Origin of the sequence: Pseudomonas sp. Colony2 (assembly GCF_019382755.1) — a bacterium.
GTDB lineage: Bacteria > Pseudomonadota > Gammaproteobacteria > Pseudomonadales > Pseudomonadaceae > Aquipseudomonas.
In genome coordinates this window covers 3,912,943-3,929,793 of record NZ_CP080030.1, presented here as the reverse complement: position 1 = coordinate 3,929,793, position 16,851 = coordinate 3,912,943, and the positions used below count along the sequence as shown (strand labels likewise).

Below are 16,851 nucleotides of genomic sequence, written 5' to 3'. Positions count from 1 at the left end.
CGGGCGTACTTTTCCAACTGGAATGATTGCCCACAAGGTATGGAGATGTGATCGGGAAGTGCCTGTCTGGAAAAGAGGAGTTTTCCGACAATTTTTTAAGCGGATCACTCTTACTCTCTGCGTTCTTGTGCAATCCAGGAGTAAAGGAATGACTTCCAGCGTCTTGAAAGACGGCTTTCCCGCGGCCCATCGCACCACCCGCGAACGGATCGAAGGCAGTATCGACCTGAACCGGTTGTTTGCCGCGATCGATGCCGATCCGGCGATTGTGGGGGCAGGGGTGGGTGCAACCATGAGTGTCATAGGCAGCGGCGTCTCCGGGAATATCCGGACACTGGCCATCGGCCTATATGAAGAGTTTGAATAATGGAACTGAGAAATTCCCCTAGAGCTTTTATGGCTCACTATTTCCCGGTTTTCATCTGTGCTTTTATGTTTGCGCTTTTTGCTCTTGCGGCAGCGGGGTCATTGATGGGAAGTACCTACATGCGAGGCGTGCCTGCTTATCGTAGTTACATGGGACTGGATGTGGGCATCGCCTCCATTATCTTGTCAGCGGGCAACTTTCTTATCCTCCGAGGTCGCGCCTGGGGCATCTGGATACTGGCAGGCAGTTGTGTGATGAGTTTTTTCATTGTGCTGTTCAGCTACAGCTATCAGCCACATCCTTTTATCTACATAACGGGGCTGCTGTTCCCGCTGTTAAGCCTCTACCTGCTCAATACCGACCGCCACCGCCAAATGCGCGCAGAACTCGTTCTACTTCGTCACGAACGCAAGCGTTACAAAGCCGGTTTTCGGCCCCCGCGTACTCAGGAGATGGCCCAGGCTCGCCTCGAATACAAACAGGCCCGCAGGCTCAAGCGAGACAACCGCCGCAAATGGAACGCGGCCCTCAACCCTCGCGAAACAAGTCATGGGCATCCAGCAACCGATACGCAATCTCCGGCCGCTTCTCCATGCCCTTRCGRATCGCCGCCGGAATCGACTGCCGGGTCTTGCGACACAACCCCGGCAWGTCATSGATAACGATCTGAATCCCGCGCATSSTYTTSACTTCMGTATGMCCSKGCGCGACATGCACGCGAATGCCCAGTTGCTGGTACATCAGCTGTTGCATGCGCTCAAGGTCGGGCAGGCTTTGCAGGTTTTCGAGGCGTTCGAGCAGGCGTTTTTCTTCCTGGCGGGTCAGGTGCAGGATGCGCGCATCGGCGCCGGGAAGGTCGAGCAGTTGCTCGCGATTGCAGTCGCAGGCGCCGGGTGGGCAGGGTTGGCGAATCGTCATGMAGTCTCCCTCCCGTTACCGGCGCCGTTGGCTTAMCAGGTCAGATGAACCCCAAGGCTTTCCAGCTCTTTCCAGTACTCGGGATAGGTCTTGSCGACGCAGTCCGGGTCCTGGATCCTGATCCCCGAGACCTTCARGCCCGCCARGGCAAAGCACATSGCGATGCGGTGGTCGGCGTGGGTGTCGATCAGCGCGTTGCACGTGGTGCCCGCCAGGGCCGGATCGCTGGCCACCAGCAAATCATCACCTTCAATGGTCGCCAGGCCCGGACGGATTTCATTCAGGCCGTCATGCAGGGCCTGCACCCGGTCACATTCCTTGACCCGCAGGTTGGCCAGTTCGGTGAAGCGTACCGGCGTGTTGTTGAACGCGGCCAGTACGGCGAGGGTTGGAATGGCATCCTGCATCTGCGAGCCAATGACCACCGGCTGCATCTGCGGAAATTGCGCGATCACTGCCTGGGCCTTGGCGTCGGGCTGGGTGAAATCCTGCGGGGCGACACCGAGGTCGATGCGGCCACCGGTCAGCACTTCGGCGGCCCACAGATAGGTGGCAGCGGAAGCGTCAGGCTCGATCAGGTAGTCGTGGGCGGTGTAGCCGGTGGGGGCCACGCGCCAGGTGCTTTCATCGACGATGTCCACCTGGGCACCGAAGGCGCGCATGCAGTCCAGGGTCAGGTCGACGTAGCCACGGGCGCCGATGTCCTTGCCGGTCAGCGCCACTTCAATCGGCGCTTCGCCGCACGCCGCCAGCATCAACAGTGCCGACACGTACTGGCTCGACAGGCCGCCGTCGATCTCGAAACGCTTGGCCTGCACGCGGCCGGTGCCGTGGACGGTTACGGGTGGGCAGCCGGTAGGGCTGTCGACCTTGATGCCATTCTGGCCGAGGGTCGCGAGCAGCGGGCCGATCGGGCGTTTTTGCATGTAGGCGTCGCCGTCCAGCACCACGGTGCCTTGCACGGTGGCCACGGCGGCAGTGAGAAAGCGCATCGCGGTGCCGGCGTTGCCGAGAAACAACGGTTGCGCCGGCAATTGCAGCTTGCCAATGCTGGTGACGACGAAGGTGGTGTCGTCCGGTTCATCGATCACCACGCCCATCTGCCGCAGGGCCACCGACATGTGGCGAGTGTCATCGCTTTTCAGCGCGCCGCTCAAGCGACTGGTGCCCTTGGCCAGGGCCGCCAGCAGCAAGGCACGGTTGGTAATGGATTTGGAGCCGGGGGGCGCTACCTTGCCGTTCAATGGAAAGTTGGGCGGTGTAACGGTCACGGTTTTCTGCGAACTCAAGGTACAAGGCTCCTGCTTCAAGGCGGGTGGCGTTTGGCGGACACGAATAATCGGCCAAACACGCTACCGTTGTCGAGCGGGGATCGTTGAGAGTCGCGGGTTATGGCGCCATGCGGCCATTCATGTCGCCATAGGTGAACGCCTTGAGCGCGTGCGTATCCAGTTGCCCGGTACGCAGGAAGCCTTCGGCCAGGCTGTGCATGGCGCCATACAGGAATTCGGCGATGCTCGAGCCGGCCGTGAGGCGGCGTACGCCCAAGGCTTGCAGCGTCTCGGGCGCGGGCAGGCCGGCCCAGGCCAGCACGTTGACTGGCAAGTTGGTCGCCTGGCAGAGCTGCTGGATTTCGTGCTCCAGGTGGATGCCGGCGGCAAACAGCCCGTCGGCGCCTGCGCCCTGGTACAACGCGGCGCGCTTGAGGAGTTCTTCAAGGCGCTGTGGCTCCGGGGCCAATCCTTTCAAATACACGTCGCTGCGGGCATTGATAAACAGCTTCACGCCACAGTTGTCCGCCACACGACGGGCGACTTCGATCTTGCGGGCCAGCAGTTCAGGCGTGCCGGCACCGTCCTCGATGTTAATCCCGACGGCACCGGCGTCGATCACCGCCTTGATCACCCGGCCCACGTGCTCCGGGTCGTCGGAATAACCGGCCTCGATGTCCACGCTCAGCGGCACATCGATGACGCGGGCGATGGACTGCACGGTGCTCACCAGCAACGGCAGAGGCAGTTGATTGCCGTCCTTGTAGCCATGGGTCCAGGCGACTGCGGCGCTGCTGGTGGCGACGGCCTGGCTGCCCAGTTGCGCCACCAGGCGCGCACCGCCGGCATCGGCAACGTTGGGCAGGATCAGCAATTGGGCGTGGTGCAGGGCGTGGAAGGCGGTGGCGTGGGCGGTCATGGCGGGTCAGTCCTTTGAGTGGGCTTTATTGTTGAAGGCGCCTGTCATATCAAGAATCGGCCCGGCATCGCAATCGATAACACACCACTGGTCGACATTTCCCACGTTGATGTCGATTGAGCGCCTGATGGATCGACTACAGGCAGAACAACCCGTCGAATCAGGAGAGTGATCATGTCTTACGTAGATGGCTGTGTGATCGCGGTGCCCACCGCAAACCGCGAACAATTCATCCAGCATGCCAAGGCCGCCGCCGTAGTGTTCAAGGAACACGGTGCGCTGAATATCATCGAGTGCTGGGGCGATGACGTGCCCCAGGGGCAGGTGACCTCGTTTCCCATGGCGGTCAAGCTCAAGGAGGATGAAACCGTGGTGTTTTCCTGGATCGTCTGGCCGTCGCGGCAGGTGCGTGACGCCGGGATGAGCAAGGTGATGGAAGACCCGCGCCTGAAGGCAGACGTCAATCCGATGCCGTTTGATGGGCAACGGATGATCTATGGCGGATTTGAGATGATCCTCAACACCTGAGGCCAGGCGTTCATGGACGGCGGCTGTAGTCCGATCGCCTGTCGCAGGGTAGGACCGACGATAACTCTGGTGCAAGACCAGTGCGAAAACTCTGCAAAACAAGGACTTGACGCGATTTGTCTGACAGAAACGTCGGGTAGACAACCCGGCGAGGTGGGCTAAGTTCAAGGCGCTTCCCATGAGGGGAAGTCTTCAATCAAGGAGTGACTGAAATGAACAAACCCCAGACTCAACTCAGGCATGGTCGCGTCGTGACACCCGCCAGTCGTGGCTCGGTGGCGGTAGAGCGTGGCCTGCTGGAAAACTGGCAAGTCAACGAAATGGAAGGCGGCAAGAACTTCCCGGCCCTCAACGCCGGCCCGTTTCCGGCACCTTACGAAACTGACGATCAGAGCGTCACGCCCCCCGCCGACGGGCACATCCTCAGCGGCGGCAAGACCGATGCCCGCGACTGCGTGAACTTCACCGACGAAGAAATGGGTAAGAAGCTCAACACCCCGTTTAACTGGCCGTTGTTGAATGTTGAAGCCGGCCAGGTATTCAAGGTGCAGTGGGCTTACACCGCCGCGCACGTGACCCGTGGCTATCGCTGGTTGATCACCAAGGACGGTTGGGACCCCAAGCAGCGCATCAGCCGTGCTCAACTGGAGGCCAAGCCTTTCTTCGAGGATTTCTACACCCAGGTGCCGTATTACCAGCACTCGGCAGAATTGAAGGCCAAGGTCGAGCATCAAGTGACATTGCCCAAGGGCAAGAAGGGCCGGCATGTGCTGGTGTTGATGTGGATCGTGGCCAACACTGGCAATGCGTTCTATCAGGCGTTTGACGTCGATTTCAACTAGCGGCAACTGAACCCGGAGGAACAACATAAATGTGGCGAGGGAGCTTGCTCCCGCTGGGCTGCGGAGCAGCCCTAAAAATCGGGGGCGCTTCGCACCCCAGCGGGAGCAAGCTCCCTCGCCACAGGTGTTGCGTTCAGCGCTGGGCCAACCAGTAGTCGTGCAACGCACGGGCGGCCGGTTCGATAGCGGCTACCCGTTGCTGATGGGCATTTACATCCAGGTCTGCCGGCAGTTCAAAGTTGTCCTGCTCGGCGCACCAGGAAATCTTTTCCAGTTGCCCGGCCTGTTCGGCAGGCAGCTCTGGCCAGTTGCCGATAGCGGCGCCACGGATATAACCAAAGCACCATTCTTCCGCCAGGGTCAGTGGCTGGTCCTGATGCTCGGTTTCCTCGAAACGTGCCTTGAAACCCTGGACGTCGGTCGCCAGTTGCGTGGCAATGGCGTTCATATGGCGCACGCACAGTTCAAGGAACTGCCCGGCTTCTTCCGGGCTTTCCCAATCCGGGTTCTGCCCACCAAAGATACCGGGGAACCATTCGGCAACCTCCACCTGCGCGGGGCTTGAAACCAGGGCGGTGAAGTAACCGTCGAGCTCGGCCAGGTTCAGCACCGAATGGTCGTCGCCGTACTTGAGCAGGGTGTCGTCGATGAACTCGAAATCGGCGGGGGCGAGGGGTTGGTCGTGCATGGGCATATCCTTTGTGCGTGGAACGCCGCTGATGGGGCGGCTTAAAGCGCGGAGGATGGCGCGTGTCGGGGTTTTAATCCAGCTTCTTCAGCGCTTTTCCCACAGGACGCACAGCTTGCTCATGCACATCGAACCTGCCACCGCGAGGATGATCGGCACCAGGAAGTCATGGTCGATGCGGGTGAATTCCGCCACCAGCACGATCGCCGTCAGCGGCATGCTCATGCTCGATGCCAGGAACGCCGCCGCACCGATGATCGCGAAAGCCCCCAGCGGCACGCCGGGCCACAGCAGGCTCCAGGCGCCGCCGAGGATGATCGCGAGCAGGGCGCCGTTGGCCAGCGCCGGGGTCAGCAAACCGCCTTCGGCACCGGCGCGCAGGCTGCTGGCGGTGATCAGTACCTTGACCACCAGCAGCACCGCGGCGAGGCTGATGGTCAGCTCATTGTCAAAGCCCAGTTGCGCCGGGCCCTTGCCGTTGCCGAGGATCTGCGGCAGGAAAATCGCCAGGCCCCCGATGATTGTGAAGTTGATCAACGACAGCACCGGCAACCGCCAGCCACGGGCGGCGTTGCTGCGGGCCGCGCCGGTCAGGCGGGTGAATCCGTAGGCGGCCAGGCCAAACACCGGCCCGCAGGCCAGCGCCCAGGCGATCAAGCCAGGGCTGAGCACAAAGTGCGGCACCACGTATTGCGCCTCTGCGCCCAAGCCAATCCAGGCCACCGATGCACCGATGGCCGAGGTGGCCAACGCAATCACTGCCGCCGGCCAACTGAACACACCCACCAACACTTCGAGCACAAACACCGCGCCGCCCAACGGCACGTTGTACACCGCCGCCAGCCCGGCGCCCGCACCGCAGGCGACGATCAGCCGGTGCATGTCCGGCGCCAGTCGTGCCCGCTGTGACAACCAGGTGGCGGCCAGCGCGCCGACTTCCCGTGGCGCCACTTCACGGCCCAATGGCGAGCCGAGGGCCACAGTGATGATTTGCAGCACCGCGTGGGCGAGGGTGGTCTTGGGCGGCATGATCGGCGCCTGGGCCGAGACCGCCTGCTTGATGCTCACCAGTGGCCGGCCATAGCGGTAGATCAACCACCAGCCCACACCGGCCACCAGGCCACAGGTGATCAGCACCAACACCCGGCGTTCGGGCGCGGCGGCGGTGACGCCGAGCAAAAAGGTCTCATGGCTGATCAGGCTGTCGAGGCTGTAGCCGTAGGCCAGGTGCTGGATGCCGTGCAGCAGCAAGGCGAGGAGCATGCCGCCCAGGCCGGCGCCGATGCCGGTGAAGATGACGACGAGTGCGAGAATCAGCAGCGAACGGGTTTTTGAGGGCATGAAGGGTCCAGGGAGCCGGGTTTCCGAGCCCGATTCTATAGCGCAATGGTGACGCCATAGCCCCGAGATGTAATGCACATGCGCGAACTGGCCTTCCACAACATTGCATTACGTTCAGATTACTTTAACCGCCCGGCCAATTGCCTGAATCGGACCTGTCGGCTTGCCGGTTTTCGATCCGCCGGGATTTTCCAGGGTCAGCTCAAACAGCTGGTTCGGCGCCAGTGGCGGGAGTTTGTCCAGGGGCACCGACAACGTTTGCCCGGGCTTGACCAAGCCCAGCGACACCGGGCCTTGCCAGTCTTCGCCCTTGGTCCAGAACTGCAGCGTCTTGTCTGCCGGTACTTCCATGATGCCCAGTGGAATCAACTGGATTTCCTGAGTATTGCTCGCCTGGATCACCCAGCCCGGCGCCTGGTTTTGCGGGGCTACCAGCACCACCACATAAGCGGTCGGGTTGATGGCGGCCGTACGGGTCAACAGCAGTGTCGCCAATACCAGGCTCGCCGCGATGCCGGCACCGGCCAGTCCGCGCCACAATGCCAGCCTGTCCCACCATGAGGCCGGCGAGCCCCGGGTGGCTGAATGCCCCAGGCTGCGCTCGATGCGTCGCCATAAATACACCGAAGGCGTTGCAGGCGGGGCCTGTTCGGTCAATGGCAGCAGGCGCTGTTCCCAGGCGTCCACAGCCGCACGCAAGTCGGCATCGGTTGCCAGGCGCTGTTCCACCTCGGCGCGTTGCTCGGTGGGCAAGGTGCCCAGCACATATTCGCTGGCCAGTTCGTCGATGCTGTTCATGCCATGCACTCACGCAATGCCGCGAGGCTGCGTTTGATCCACGCTTTCACGGTACCCAGCGGGGTGCCGAGTTTGTGCGCGATTTCGCTGTGGGAATAACCGTCTACATACGCATGCAGGATGCAGTTGCGGCGGGCCGGGTCGAGTTGTTCGAGGCAGTTGTAGATCCGTCCCGAGTGCGCCTGATAGTCGAAGGTGTCGGTGGGCGCTGCGCTTTCATGCTCTTCGCTGAGGGGCACTTCGCGTCCATTGCTGCGCACGGCATTTAGCGCCAGGTGCCGGGTCACGCTGTATACCCAGCTGCGGGCCGAGCCTCTGTGCGGGTCAAAACTGGCCGCGCCGTTCCAGATCTTGATGAAGGCGTCATGCACGATATCTTCGGCCACCGCCTTGTCACGCACGATGCGCAACGCGACCCCCAGCAGCCGGCTGCTTTCCTGTTGATACAGCCGGCGCAAGGCCGGTTGTTCGCCACGGGCGCAGGCCAGCAGGCAGGCTTGATAGTCAAAATCGGCTTCAGGCAAAGACAGGTTTCCAGGTGGAGGCCCCGGCGGTGAGCCCGGGGCGCTTTGGCAGCAGCGTAGACGAATCTGGTCAGTTGGCCGCCCAGAAGATGTAGTCGGCCTGGTACTTGACCACTTCCTGCTTGCCCTTGTTGGCCGCCGTGCATTCCGTGCCTGGCGCCACGCCGCCCTTGAGGGCCACCCGCTGGATATACGCGACGCCACTCATCGCGCCCTTGCCTTCGGCGGGGTTGGCCTTGACCAGTTGATAAGGCAGGCTGCCAGGGCTGGACGGCGCCACGGCCAACTGGGTGCCGGTGACTTTCGAACCATCCTTGGCCTGCCAGGTGGCCGGCGGGCCGAAGTAGCTACCGACCTGCTGGCCGCTGCGGTCATTGAGCACCGCCTTGGGCCCGACGAAAAACCATTCGGTCTGGCCGGCAGCATTGGCCTTGTCCCGGCATTCGTAGGTGATTTCGCCGACTCCGGTGGTTTCCATGGTCACCTTGTGGCCGTCCGGCACCTTGATGCTGTCGGGTAAACCGGTCTGGGCAAAGGCAGTCGGTGCAGCGGCGAACAGGCAGGTCACGCAGAACAGGGCTTTGGCGTTCATCGGTGTCTCTCCATAAGGGCAGCAAGGCGCTGCTACCTGTACTACCCACGGCACGCGCAAACGGATGCAGCGATTAGAAAATAAATCTTCAAGGGCGCACACTGTGGGCCCCCGCACTACCAGAGGAGAGATTGACGATGACCGGTGTTCACAAGTCTGCTCAACAGGGTTTCTCTACTCAGGCCGTCACGTACGCCCAAGGCCGGCCGGACTATCCACGGCAACTCACGGGTTGGCTCACCGACGCCCTGCAGATCAATCCCCACTCCACGGTCATCGACCTGGGCGCCGGCACCGGCAAGTTCACCCGCTTGCTCAGCACCGTGGCGCCGACGTTGATCGCAGTGGAGCCGGTGGAGGCAATGGGGGCGCAGTTGCACAAACTGCTGCCCCAGGTGCGCCTGCTGTCGGGCACCGCTGAAGCCATCCCCCTGGAGGCGGCCACCGCTGATGCCCTGGTGTGTGCCCAGGCGTTCCATTGGTTTTCCACGGAAGCGGCCCTGGCGGAAATTCACCGGGTGCTCAAGCCGGACGGTCGCCTTGGGTTGATCTGGAATGTGCGGGATGAGTCGGTGGACTGGGTCGCGGCCATCACCGAAATCATCACGCCCTACGAGGGCGACACACCGCGCTTTCATACCGGACGTTGGCGCGAGGCCTTTACCGGCGAGTATTTTTCCGCCCCCGAAATGACCTGCTTCCCCTACAGCCATGTCGGCAGCCCCCAGGAAGTGATCATGGACCGCTTCCTTTCCGTGAGCTTTATCGCCGCATTGCCACCGGCAGAAAAGGCGCAGGTGACTGAGCAGTTGCAGTCGCTGATCAACACGCATCCGGCCTTGCGCGGCCGTGAGACGGTTGCGTTTCCGTACCAGACCCAGGCTTATCGCAGCCAGCGGCTGACCAGAAAGGCATAAAGTCAGATCGTTTTGATATAAGTAGTTATAAGAAAAATCGCTATGCTGCGGCCAGAATTTTATAAGGCCGCAGGTAGTGGTAATGGATGTAGGTAATTTTGGTTTCTCGATTGCTGGCCTGATTGTTGGATTTATCGTGGGAATGACCGGTGTAGGCGGGGGCTCGTTGATGACGCCGATCCTGCTCTGGTTCGGCATCAACCCGGCCACCGCCGTGGGCACCGACCTGTTGTACGCCGCCATCACCAAGTCCGGCGGGGTGCTGGTCCACAGCAAGAATCGCAACATCGACTGGACCATCACCGGCTGGCTGACCCTGGGCAGCGTGCCCGCCGTGTTGCTGACCTTGTGGTTTCTCAAGAGCCTGGACACCGACCCCGCCGCCTTGAACGCGGTGATCAAGCAGTCTCTGGGCGTGGTCTTGCTGCTGACGGCCACGGCGATCCTGTTCAAGAACAAGCTGTTGGCCTTTGCCCAGCGGCATGCCGGCGACGACTACAAGATGGCGCCGCGCAACCTCAATGCGCTGACCATCATCACCGGCGCTGCCCTCGGCACCATGGTGGCCCTGACCTCCATCGGCGCCGGTGCCCTGGGCACGGTGGCGCTGTTTATCCTGTACCCGTTCCTGGCCACCAAGCGCCTGGTGGGTACCGAAATCGCCCACGCCGTGCCGCTGACCCTGGTCGCCGGCCTCGGCCACGCCAGCATGGGCAACATGGACTGGACCCTGCTGGGCTTCCTGTTGCTGGGCTCGCTGCCGGGGATTTATGTCGGCAGCCACATGGCCGGCAAGGTCCCGGACGGGATATTGCGTCCTTGCCTGGCGTTCATGCTGGTGATGATCGGCTTCAAGCTGGCGTTTTAACGCGCCGGCCCATTGCCGATCTGCCACACAAACGGCGGCTCGGTGCGGTTGATCACCCAGTCGCCGACAATCCGCGCCTTGTAGATCACCGGGTTGTGGGACGACACGGTGCGGGCGTTGCGCCAGTGCCGGTCGAGGGCTTTGCCCTGGCGCACATCCGAAGCCCCCAGTGCGTTGAACAGTTCAGTGGTGGCGCGCTGGATCAGTTCCGAGACCACCACCTGCGCCGTGGCTGATTCGATTTCGGCGGTCACATTGGCTTCGCGCTCCACGGCATCGTCCCCACCGAACCGCGCCACATAAGCCCGTTGCGCCGGGACGGTGGCCTTCAGCGCACTGGCTTCGGCGGCGTAGACCAGCGCCGCGACTTCGCCCACCACCTGTTGAATCTGCGAATCCTGGCTCACATGGGCGGCATTGCCGTGGCTGTAGATCCGCTTGCGGCTGCGTACCTGATGCGCCACGTCCTTGAGGGCGGCGCGACCGATGCCGGCCAGGGTGGCGAGCAGCACCAACTGATAGAACGCAGTCTGGTATTTGAAGCGCGTGGCAAAGTCGATGACGTTTTCCGCCTCCACCACCGCATCGGTAAAGCGCGAGGTGCCGCTGCCGGTGGTGCGCTGGCCAAAGCCGTCCCAGTCATCGCTTTGCACCACACCGGGCTGGCGGGTGCGGGTGGCGGCAATCACGTCGGCGCCGGTGTCGCTGCGTTGGGCGTAGACGTCGATCCAGTCGGAAAACAGGCTGCCGGTGCTGTAGAACTTTTCACCGTTGAGTTTCCATTTGTCGCCGTCGGGGCTGACTTTAGTGACGACATTGCCGATGGCCACGCTGCCGATTTCGGTCCAGGCGCAGCCCACGATGTCACCGTCGACAAAGCGTTTGAACCAGAGGTCTCGCGCCGCGCCGGGGGCGGCATTCAGGCGGTCTTCGGCAAACGCGAAGTGCCCGCGCAGGGCCTGGGGCACGTTGGAGTCGGCTTCGGCCAGTTCGATCAGCAGTTCGAATAGCTGGGGCAGGGAGGCGCCGCCACCGCCGTATTCCACCGGGACGCGCACGGCGCCAAAGCCGGCTTGCTTGAGCCATTGGATCGGCTCGTAGGGCAGGGCGCGGGTTTGTTCGCGCTCTACGGCACCCTCGGCGATGCGCTGGAAAATCGGCCGGAAGCGTTCGGCCAGGGCGTGATAATCGACGCCGGTGGACAGTGGATTGATCACGTGATGTTCGGTCATGGGGACGGTTCCTGGGCAGTGAGATAGGTGAGCTATTGCACGGTCCATGCCGGGCGCGAAGGCACGTATTTACGGGACGGGTGCCGATTCAACTGTTGTTCCTGCAACAGCAAAACGACAAACCGCTGCAATCCATGACAGCTCGGAGCAGGCTGCTTTTCGCCTGTTTCCGCGCTCGAAGGCCGGTAGTGCGGGCCTCTCACGCCCACTGGCACAGTTGCTGCTCCACACCTCGTACATGCCAATCCGCGAGGTACAGTCCAATGAGTCAGCAAGCCGTCAAATTTGCCTACTGGGTGCCCAACGTCAGCGGGGGGCTGGTGGTCAGCAAGATCGAACAGCGCACCCACTGGGGCATCGACTACAACCGCAAGCTGGCGCAGTTGGCTGAAGAAGCCGGCTTTGAATACGCCCTGACACAGATTCGTTTCACCGCCGGTTATGGCGCCGAATACCAGCATGAGTCGGTCGCGTTCAGCCACGCGTTGCTGGCGGCCACCACCAAGCTCAAGGTGATCGCGGCAATCTTGCCCGGCCCCTGGCAACCTGCGCTGGCGGCCAAGCAACTGGCAACCATCGACCAACTCACCAACGGCCGCGTTGCCGTCAATATCGTCAGCGGCTGGTTCAAGGGCGAGTTCCAGGCCATCGGCGAACACTGGCTGGAGCACGACGAGCGTTATCGCCGCTCCGAGGAATTCATCCGCGCCCTGAAAGGCATCTGGACCCAGGACAACTTCACCTTCCGGGGTGATTTCTACCGCTTCGACAACTACAGCCTCAAGCCCAAGCCACTGGGCGAGCCCCACCCGGAAATCTTTCAGGGCGGCAGTTCGCGGGCCGCGCGGGACATGGCGGCACGGGTATCGGACTGGTACTTCACCAACGGCAATACCCCGGAAGGCATCAAGGCCCAGGTCGATGATATTCGCGCCAAGGCGGCTGCCAACAATCACTCGGTGAAAGTCGGCGTCAACGCCTTTGTGATCGCCCGCGACACCGAGGAAGAAGCCCGCGCCGTGCTCGCGCAAATCATCGAGCAGGCCGACCCGGAAGCCGTCAACGCGTTTGGCGATGCGGCGAAACAGGCGGGCAAGGCGTCACCGGAAGGTGAGGGCAACTGGGCCAAGTCGACCTTCGAGGATCTGGTGCAATACAACGACGGCTTCAAGACCAACCTGATCGGCACCCCGCAGCAGATCGCCGAGCGCATCGTCGCCTTGAAGGCGGTCGGCGTGGACCTGGTACTGGCCGGCTTCCTGCACTTTCAGGAAGAAGTGGAATACTTCGGCAAGCGTGTATTACCGCTGGTGCGCGAACTGGAAGCCAAGGCCGGGATCAAGCAAGTCGCCTGAACACCACCACCGCTGCCCGCAATTTGTTATTGCCGAACCGGCACATTCGCTCGAACTCCCCATGGCTGACCGGCAGATGCTGGCAGTCCATGGGCTGGCGGTGCTGGCTGTGATCCACGTCCGGGTCGTGCAGGTACACGAAGTCTTCGTCGCAGTCGGTGACGATTACCCAGTGGGGCGACTTGGAGCGGGTCAGGCGGTAGCTGCTGATCAACACCAGCGGCTGGCCGCCTTCGCGCAGCACCTGGGGTAAATCCAGCGGGCCGCCGAGCACTTGCTCAACGTCGCTCAAGGCCAACTCTTCCTCGAAGGCGTCATGCACCAAACGCATGACGTCTTTTTTATGCTGATCACGCACCCCGTCGAGAAACAACGGCCCGCTGACATTGACCTGCATGCGCACCCGAAAGCCCCGGCGCCAGGCGGCCAGCGCCAAACCCTGGGGGCTGCAGCCGCCATGGCCGGCGGTCATGAACACGGTGGTTGCCTCGCGCCAGATCTGCAGTTCTTCCCGGCGCTGGGCCACCCGCGCAGGTTCCAGGGCACCCATGGCCATCAGCAGGCTGGCGGCGCCGCAGGTGAAGTCGGTGGTTTGCTGGTAATAGGGCACGCTCAAGGCGCGCGCGTCCTGGTGCTGGAGGATGCGTTTCTCCAGGCGCAGGGCCGGGGCGTGGTCTTCGTAGTAGTCGTTGACCAGGGCAAAGCGCCGGTAGCCGTTGCGCTCATACAGGGCGATGGCGCCGGGGTTGTCGGTACGCACTTCCAGGCGCAGGTAGGCGCAGTCATGCTCCACCGCACAGGCTTCGATGCGCGTCAGCAGTTGTTTGCCCAGGCCCAGGCCCCGGGAAGACTCGGCGATGGCGATGGAGTACAGGCGCGCCAGCGAGGTGCCACGATGGAACAACACCAGGGCGTAGCCCAGCAATTCGCCGTGTTTTTCTGCCACCAGCAGTTGCCCGTGGGCGCGACTGACCATCCACTGGAAGCTGCGGGTGGAGAGCCGGTCCGTGGTGAAACAGTGCTGTTCCAAAGCCACCAATGCAGGCACGTCATCGGGTGTTGCAACGCGAAAGGAAAGAGCCATGTGACCGCCGTAAAAGTTGCGTAACGAAACGGGACTTCTCTAAAAGATCGTGCTTAATAGAAAAGGTCTAGTTCTCTAAAGCGGATCAATCAATATGTCAGCGGTACAAGGTCATTGGCGTGAAGTATCCGAGCAAACAGTGGCGGCGACAATAACTTCCAACGGTTATTTTTCCAGCCCTCCCAAAAGTGCAAGTCAAGTCGTGATCATTGTCGAGCGCAAGGAAGACTGGGCCTCGTACTTCCCCAGCGAAGACATCGTCACCGCCCAGGAATACCTTGAGCAAACCCGGGAAAACGAGACGGGCAAGCGCGTGCAGGTGATCAACCTGTGCCGCAGCTACAAGTACCTGGGGCACGGCTATTACTGCTCGCTGCTGGCCGAGGCGCGGGGGCACAAGGTGATTCCGTCGGTGCGCACCATCAGCGAACTGACGAAAAAGTCCCTGTACGGCCTGGCCCTGGATGACCTCGATAAAACCCTCGATAAAGCCTTGAGTCATCATCTCTACAGCAACACCGAAGGCTTTACCCTGACACTTTACTTTGGTCGGACCAATATTGAACCCTTGCAGGATCTGGCCCGCCAATTGTTTGAAGCGTTTCCCTGCCCGATCCTGTTAGTTGAGTTTCGCAAGAATAACGGCTGGCACATCGAAGGCATCAAGTCTGGCGTATTGCACAAGTTGCGTGATGACCAGGAAGACCAATTCGCGAATGCCCTGGACAACTTCAGCCGCAAGATCTGGCGTCAACCGCGCTCCCGCCGTCTGGCCCGCTATGACCTGGCGATCCTGCACGACCCGCAGGAACAACTGCCGCCGTCCAATGCCCGCGCCCTGGAAAATTTCGTCCGGGTCGGCAAGGGGCTCGGCATCGACGTGGAGCTGATCGAACGCAAGGACTACGCCCGCCTGGCCGAATACGACGCCCTGCTGATCCGCGAGACCACCAGTGTCGACAACCACACCTACCGCTTCGCGAAAAAGGCCGAGAGCGAAGGGCTGGTGGTGATGGACGACCCGGCCTCGATCCTGCGCTGTACCAACAAGGTCTACCTTACGGACCTGCTGAAAAGCCATCAACTGGGCATGCCCGCCACCGAAATTCTCTACAAGGAGCGACCCGAAGATTTCGAACGGGTGGGTGAGCGCCTCGGCTTCCCGCTGGTGCTGAAGATTCCCGACGGGTGTTTCTCCCGCGGCGTGATCAAGGTCGAAAGCCAGCAAGCGCTGCTGACCGCCACTGCCGAACTGTTCGAGCATTCCGTATTGCTGCTGGCCCAGGAATTTTTCTACACCGAGTACGACTGGCGCATCGGCGTCCTCAACCGCAAACCGATCTTTGCCTGCCAGTACTTCATGTCCAAGGGCCATTGGCAGATCTACAACCACAAGGCCATCGGCCAGGACATCAACGGCGAGTGCCGTACCCTGGCGGTCCACGAAGCCCCCAAGGCGGTGGTGGAACTGGCGGTAAAAACCGCCAACCTGATCGGCGACGGCCTTTACGGCGTAGACCTCAAGCAATCCGGCGACAAGGTGGTGGTGATCGAGGTCAACGACAACCCCAACATGGACGCCGGCATCGAAGATGCCTACCTGCAAGACGACTTGTATTCCCTGGTCCTGGAGGAGTTCGTACGACGCCTGGAGTTGAAGCGTCAAGGCCAGGTGTGGTGACGCGCGATGATCCAGCGCTTTGAGTTATCCGAGGGCAAGCTTTACAACACCCTGGGCGATAGCGGGAATATCCTGCTGTTCAGCAATCCGGACCCCCACGAGCGCAAGTACCTGCGCGACTGCTACAAGCTCGATGAACACGCCCTGGCCTCGGCGCTGGACCCGGACGAAGTGTCGCGCATCGAGTTCCACCCCGATAACCTGTTCCTGATCTGGAAGCGCCCGGAGAACTATTCGGGCGGCGGCAACCTGGTGTTTGAAGTGGCGTCCTGCGGCCTGCTGTTTTCCGGGGACCAACTCTTGGTGATCGCCACCGACGACAGCCAGCTTTCCGGGCTGGGTGCGCGCCGGCCATTGCGCACGCCGCTGGATGTGTTGCTGGACTTGCTGCTCAACAACATCCATCACTACCTGGGCCACCTCAAGGTAATCAAGATGGTCGCCCGGGAACTGCAGCAGCAGTTCAATGCATCGATGAGCAATCGCCACCTGATGCAGATGTTCAACCTCAGCGAAAGCCTGATCTATTACATCAACGCCCTGCACAGCAACGGCGCGGTGCTGACGCGCCTGCGCAACCATGGGGAAAAGGAACATTTCAGCGCTGAAACACTGGGCCTGATCGATGACCTGATTATCGAGAACAACCAGTGCTACAAGCAGGCGGAGATTTACTCCAACGTGTTCTCCGGGCTGATCGACGCCCGGGGCAACCTGATGAACAACAGCATGAACAACCTGCTGCGCAAGCTGACGCTGATCAACGTGGTGTTCCTGCCGTTGAACCTGATCGCCAGCGTGGGCGGGATGTCGGAGTTCAGCATGATGACGGCGGGCACGCCGTGGTGGATTTCGTACCCGTTGTTCATGGCCGCGATGGGACTCGGGGCGGGGTTGATGGTGCTGGGGTTGAAGCGGATTGCGGG

Annotated in this window: 18 protein-coding genes; 8 read left to right on the top strand and 10 right to left on the bottom strand. The window is 61.6% G+C overall.

Translation table 11 applies throughout. From position 1 onward, the window contains the following. Positions 1-148: 148 nt before the first annotated feature. Entirely contained in the window at positions 149-367 is a 219-nt protein-coding gene (locus JV201_RS15420; protein ID WP_219405669.1) for a hypothetical protein, read from the top strand. A gap of 528 nt (positions 368-895) precedes the next feature. Here JV201_RS15420 and JV201_RS15415 read toward each other — a convergent pair. The 3 genes from JV201_RS15415 to JV201_RS15405 form a co-directional block, all read right to left on the bottom strand. Then, positions 896-1,285 carry a hypothetical protein gene (locus tag JV201_RS15415; protein ID WP_219405668.1) on the bottom strand — a complete coding sequence of 130 codons (390 nt, stop codon included), beginning with the start codon at positions 1,283-1,285 and terminating at the stop codon, positions 896-898. Positions 1,286-1,317: 32 nt separating this feature from the next. Beyond that, positions 1,318-2,574 (bottom strand): 3-phosphoshikimate 1-carboxyvinyltransferase, encoded by a 1,257-nt coding sequence (aroA, locus tag JV201_RS15410; RefSeq protein ID WP_219405667.1) that lies wholly within the window; start codon positions 2,572-2,574, stop codon positions 1,318-1,320. Between the two features lie 100 nt (positions 2,575-2,674). After that, positions 2,675-3,475, bottom strand: a complete 801-nt coding sequence (locus JV201_RS15405) for an isocitrate lyase/phosphoenolpyruvate mutase family protein (RefSeq protein ID WP_134326716.1) — start codon at positions 3,473-3,475, stop codon at positions 2,675-2,677. A gap of 174 nt (positions 3,476-3,649) precedes the next feature. Between JV201_RS15405 and JV201_RS15400 the strand changes: the two genes are divergently transcribed. Together JV201_RS15400 and JV201_RS15395 are read left to right on the top strand one after the other, a co-directional pair. Then, on the top strand, positions 3,650-4,003 hold the full coding sequence (locus tag JV201_RS15400; protein ID WP_177019822.1) for a DUF1428 domain-containing protein: 354 nt from the start codon (positions 3,650-3,652) through the stop codon (positions 4,001-4,003). 212 nt (positions 4,004-4,215) lie between these two features. After that, positions 4,216-4,845, top strand: a complete 630-nt coding sequence (locus JV201_RS15395; RefSeq protein WP_177117397.1) for a lytic polysaccharide monooxygenase auxiliary activity family 9 protein — start codon at positions 4,216-4,218, stop codon at positions 4,843-4,845. A gap of 133 nt (positions 4,846-4,978) precedes the next feature. Here JV201_RS15395 and JV201_RS15390 read toward each other — a convergent pair whose 3' ends face one another. The 5 genes from JV201_RS15390 to JV201_RS15370 all read right to left on the bottom strand — a co-directional run bounded on the left by JV201_RS15390 (position 4,979) and on the right by JV201_RS15370 (position 8,788). Beyond that, entirely contained in the window at positions 4,979-5,533 is a 555-nt protein-coding gene (locus tag JV201_RS15390) for a UPF0149 family protein (protein WP_219405666.1), read from the bottom strand. An 87-nt stretch (positions 5,534-5,620) separates the two neighbouring features. Continuing rightward, complete coding sequence (locus tag JV201_RS15385; protein WP_219405665.1) at positions 5,621-6,874, bottom strand: chloride channel protein; 1,254 nt, start codon at positions 6,872-6,874, stop codon at positions 5,621-5,623. A 114-nt stretch (positions 6,875-6,988) separates the two neighbouring features. Continuing rightward, positions 6,989-7,672, bottom strand: a complete 684-nt coding sequence (locus tag JV201_RS15380) for an anti-sigma factor domain-containing protein (RefSeq protein WP_219405664.1) — start codon at positions 7,670-7,672, stop codon at positions 6,989-6,991. After that, on the bottom strand, positions 7,669-8,196 hold the full coding sequence (locus JV201_RS15375; RefSeq protein ID WP_219405663.1) for a sigma-70 family RNA polymerase sigma factor: 528 nt from the start codon (positions 8,194-8,196) through the stop codon (positions 7,669-7,671). The genes JV201_RS15380 and JV201_RS15375 overlap by 4 nt, the downstream gene beginning before the upstream one ends. Before the next feature lie 70 nt (positions 8,197-8,266). After that, the gene (locus JV201_RS15370) at positions 8,267-8,788 is read right to left on the bottom strand and encodes a DUF3455 domain-containing protein (RefSeq protein WP_219405662.1); all 522 of its coding nucleotides are present in this window, start codon (positions 8,786-8,788) and stop codon (positions 8,267-8,269) included. 137 nt (positions 8,789-8,925) lie between these two features. Here JV201_RS15370 and JV201_RS15365 point away from each other — a divergent pair, with 137 nt between their 5' ends. Beyond that, positions 8,926-9,705, top strand: coding sequence for a class I SAM-dependent methyltransferase (locus JV201_RS15365; RefSeq protein ID WP_087692698.1), 780 nt, complete (start codon positions 8,926-8,928; stop codon positions 9,703-9,705). An 82-nt stretch (positions 9,706-9,787) separates the two neighbouring features. Continuing rightward, a complete protein-coding gene (locus JV201_RS15360; protein ID WP_219405661.1) occupies positions 9,788-10,573 on the top strand; it encodes a sulfite exporter TauE/SafE family protein in 786 nt (261 codons plus the stop codon). Here JV201_RS15360 and JV201_RS15355 read toward each other — a convergent pair. Further along, entirely contained in the window at positions 10,570-11,805 is a 1,236-nt protein-coding gene (locus JV201_RS15355) for an acyl-CoA dehydrogenase family protein (RefSeq protein WP_219405660.1), read from the bottom strand. The genes JV201_RS15360 and JV201_RS15355 overlap by 4 nt on opposite strands. A 263-nt stretch (positions 11,806-12,068) precedes the next feature. Between JV201_RS15355 and sfnG the strand changes: the two genes are divergently transcribed. Then, a complete protein-coding gene (sfnG, locus tag JV201_RS15350; protein WP_087692696.1) occupies positions 12,069-13,160 on the top strand; it encodes a dimethylsulfone monooxygenase SfnG in 1,092 nt (363 codons plus the stop codon). Here the strand turns inward: sfnG and JV201_RS15345 are convergent. Then, positions 13,144-14,244 (bottom strand): GNAT family N-acetyltransferase/peptidase C39 family protein, encoded by a 1,101-nt coding sequence (locus JV201_RS15345; RefSeq protein WP_003215276.1) that lies wholly within the window; start codon positions 14,242-14,244, stop codon positions 13,144-13,146. The genes sfnG and JV201_RS15345 overlap by 17 nt on opposite strands. 94 nt (positions 14,245-14,338) lie before the next feature. Here JV201_RS15345 and JV201_RS15340 point away from each other — a divergent pair, with 94 nt between their 5' ends. Next, positions 14,339-15,925: a RimK family protein gene (locus JV201_RS15340; RefSeq protein ID WP_003215278.1), complete on the top strand. Its 1,587-nt coding sequence runs from the start codon at positions 14,339-14,341 to the stop codon at positions 15,923-15,925. 6 nt (positions 15,926-15,931) lie between these two features. Beyond that, positions 15,932-16,851: magnesium transporter CorA family protein (locus tag JV201_RS15335; protein ID WP_219405659.1), on the top strand; the 920-nt coding region annotated here is incomplete at its 3' end.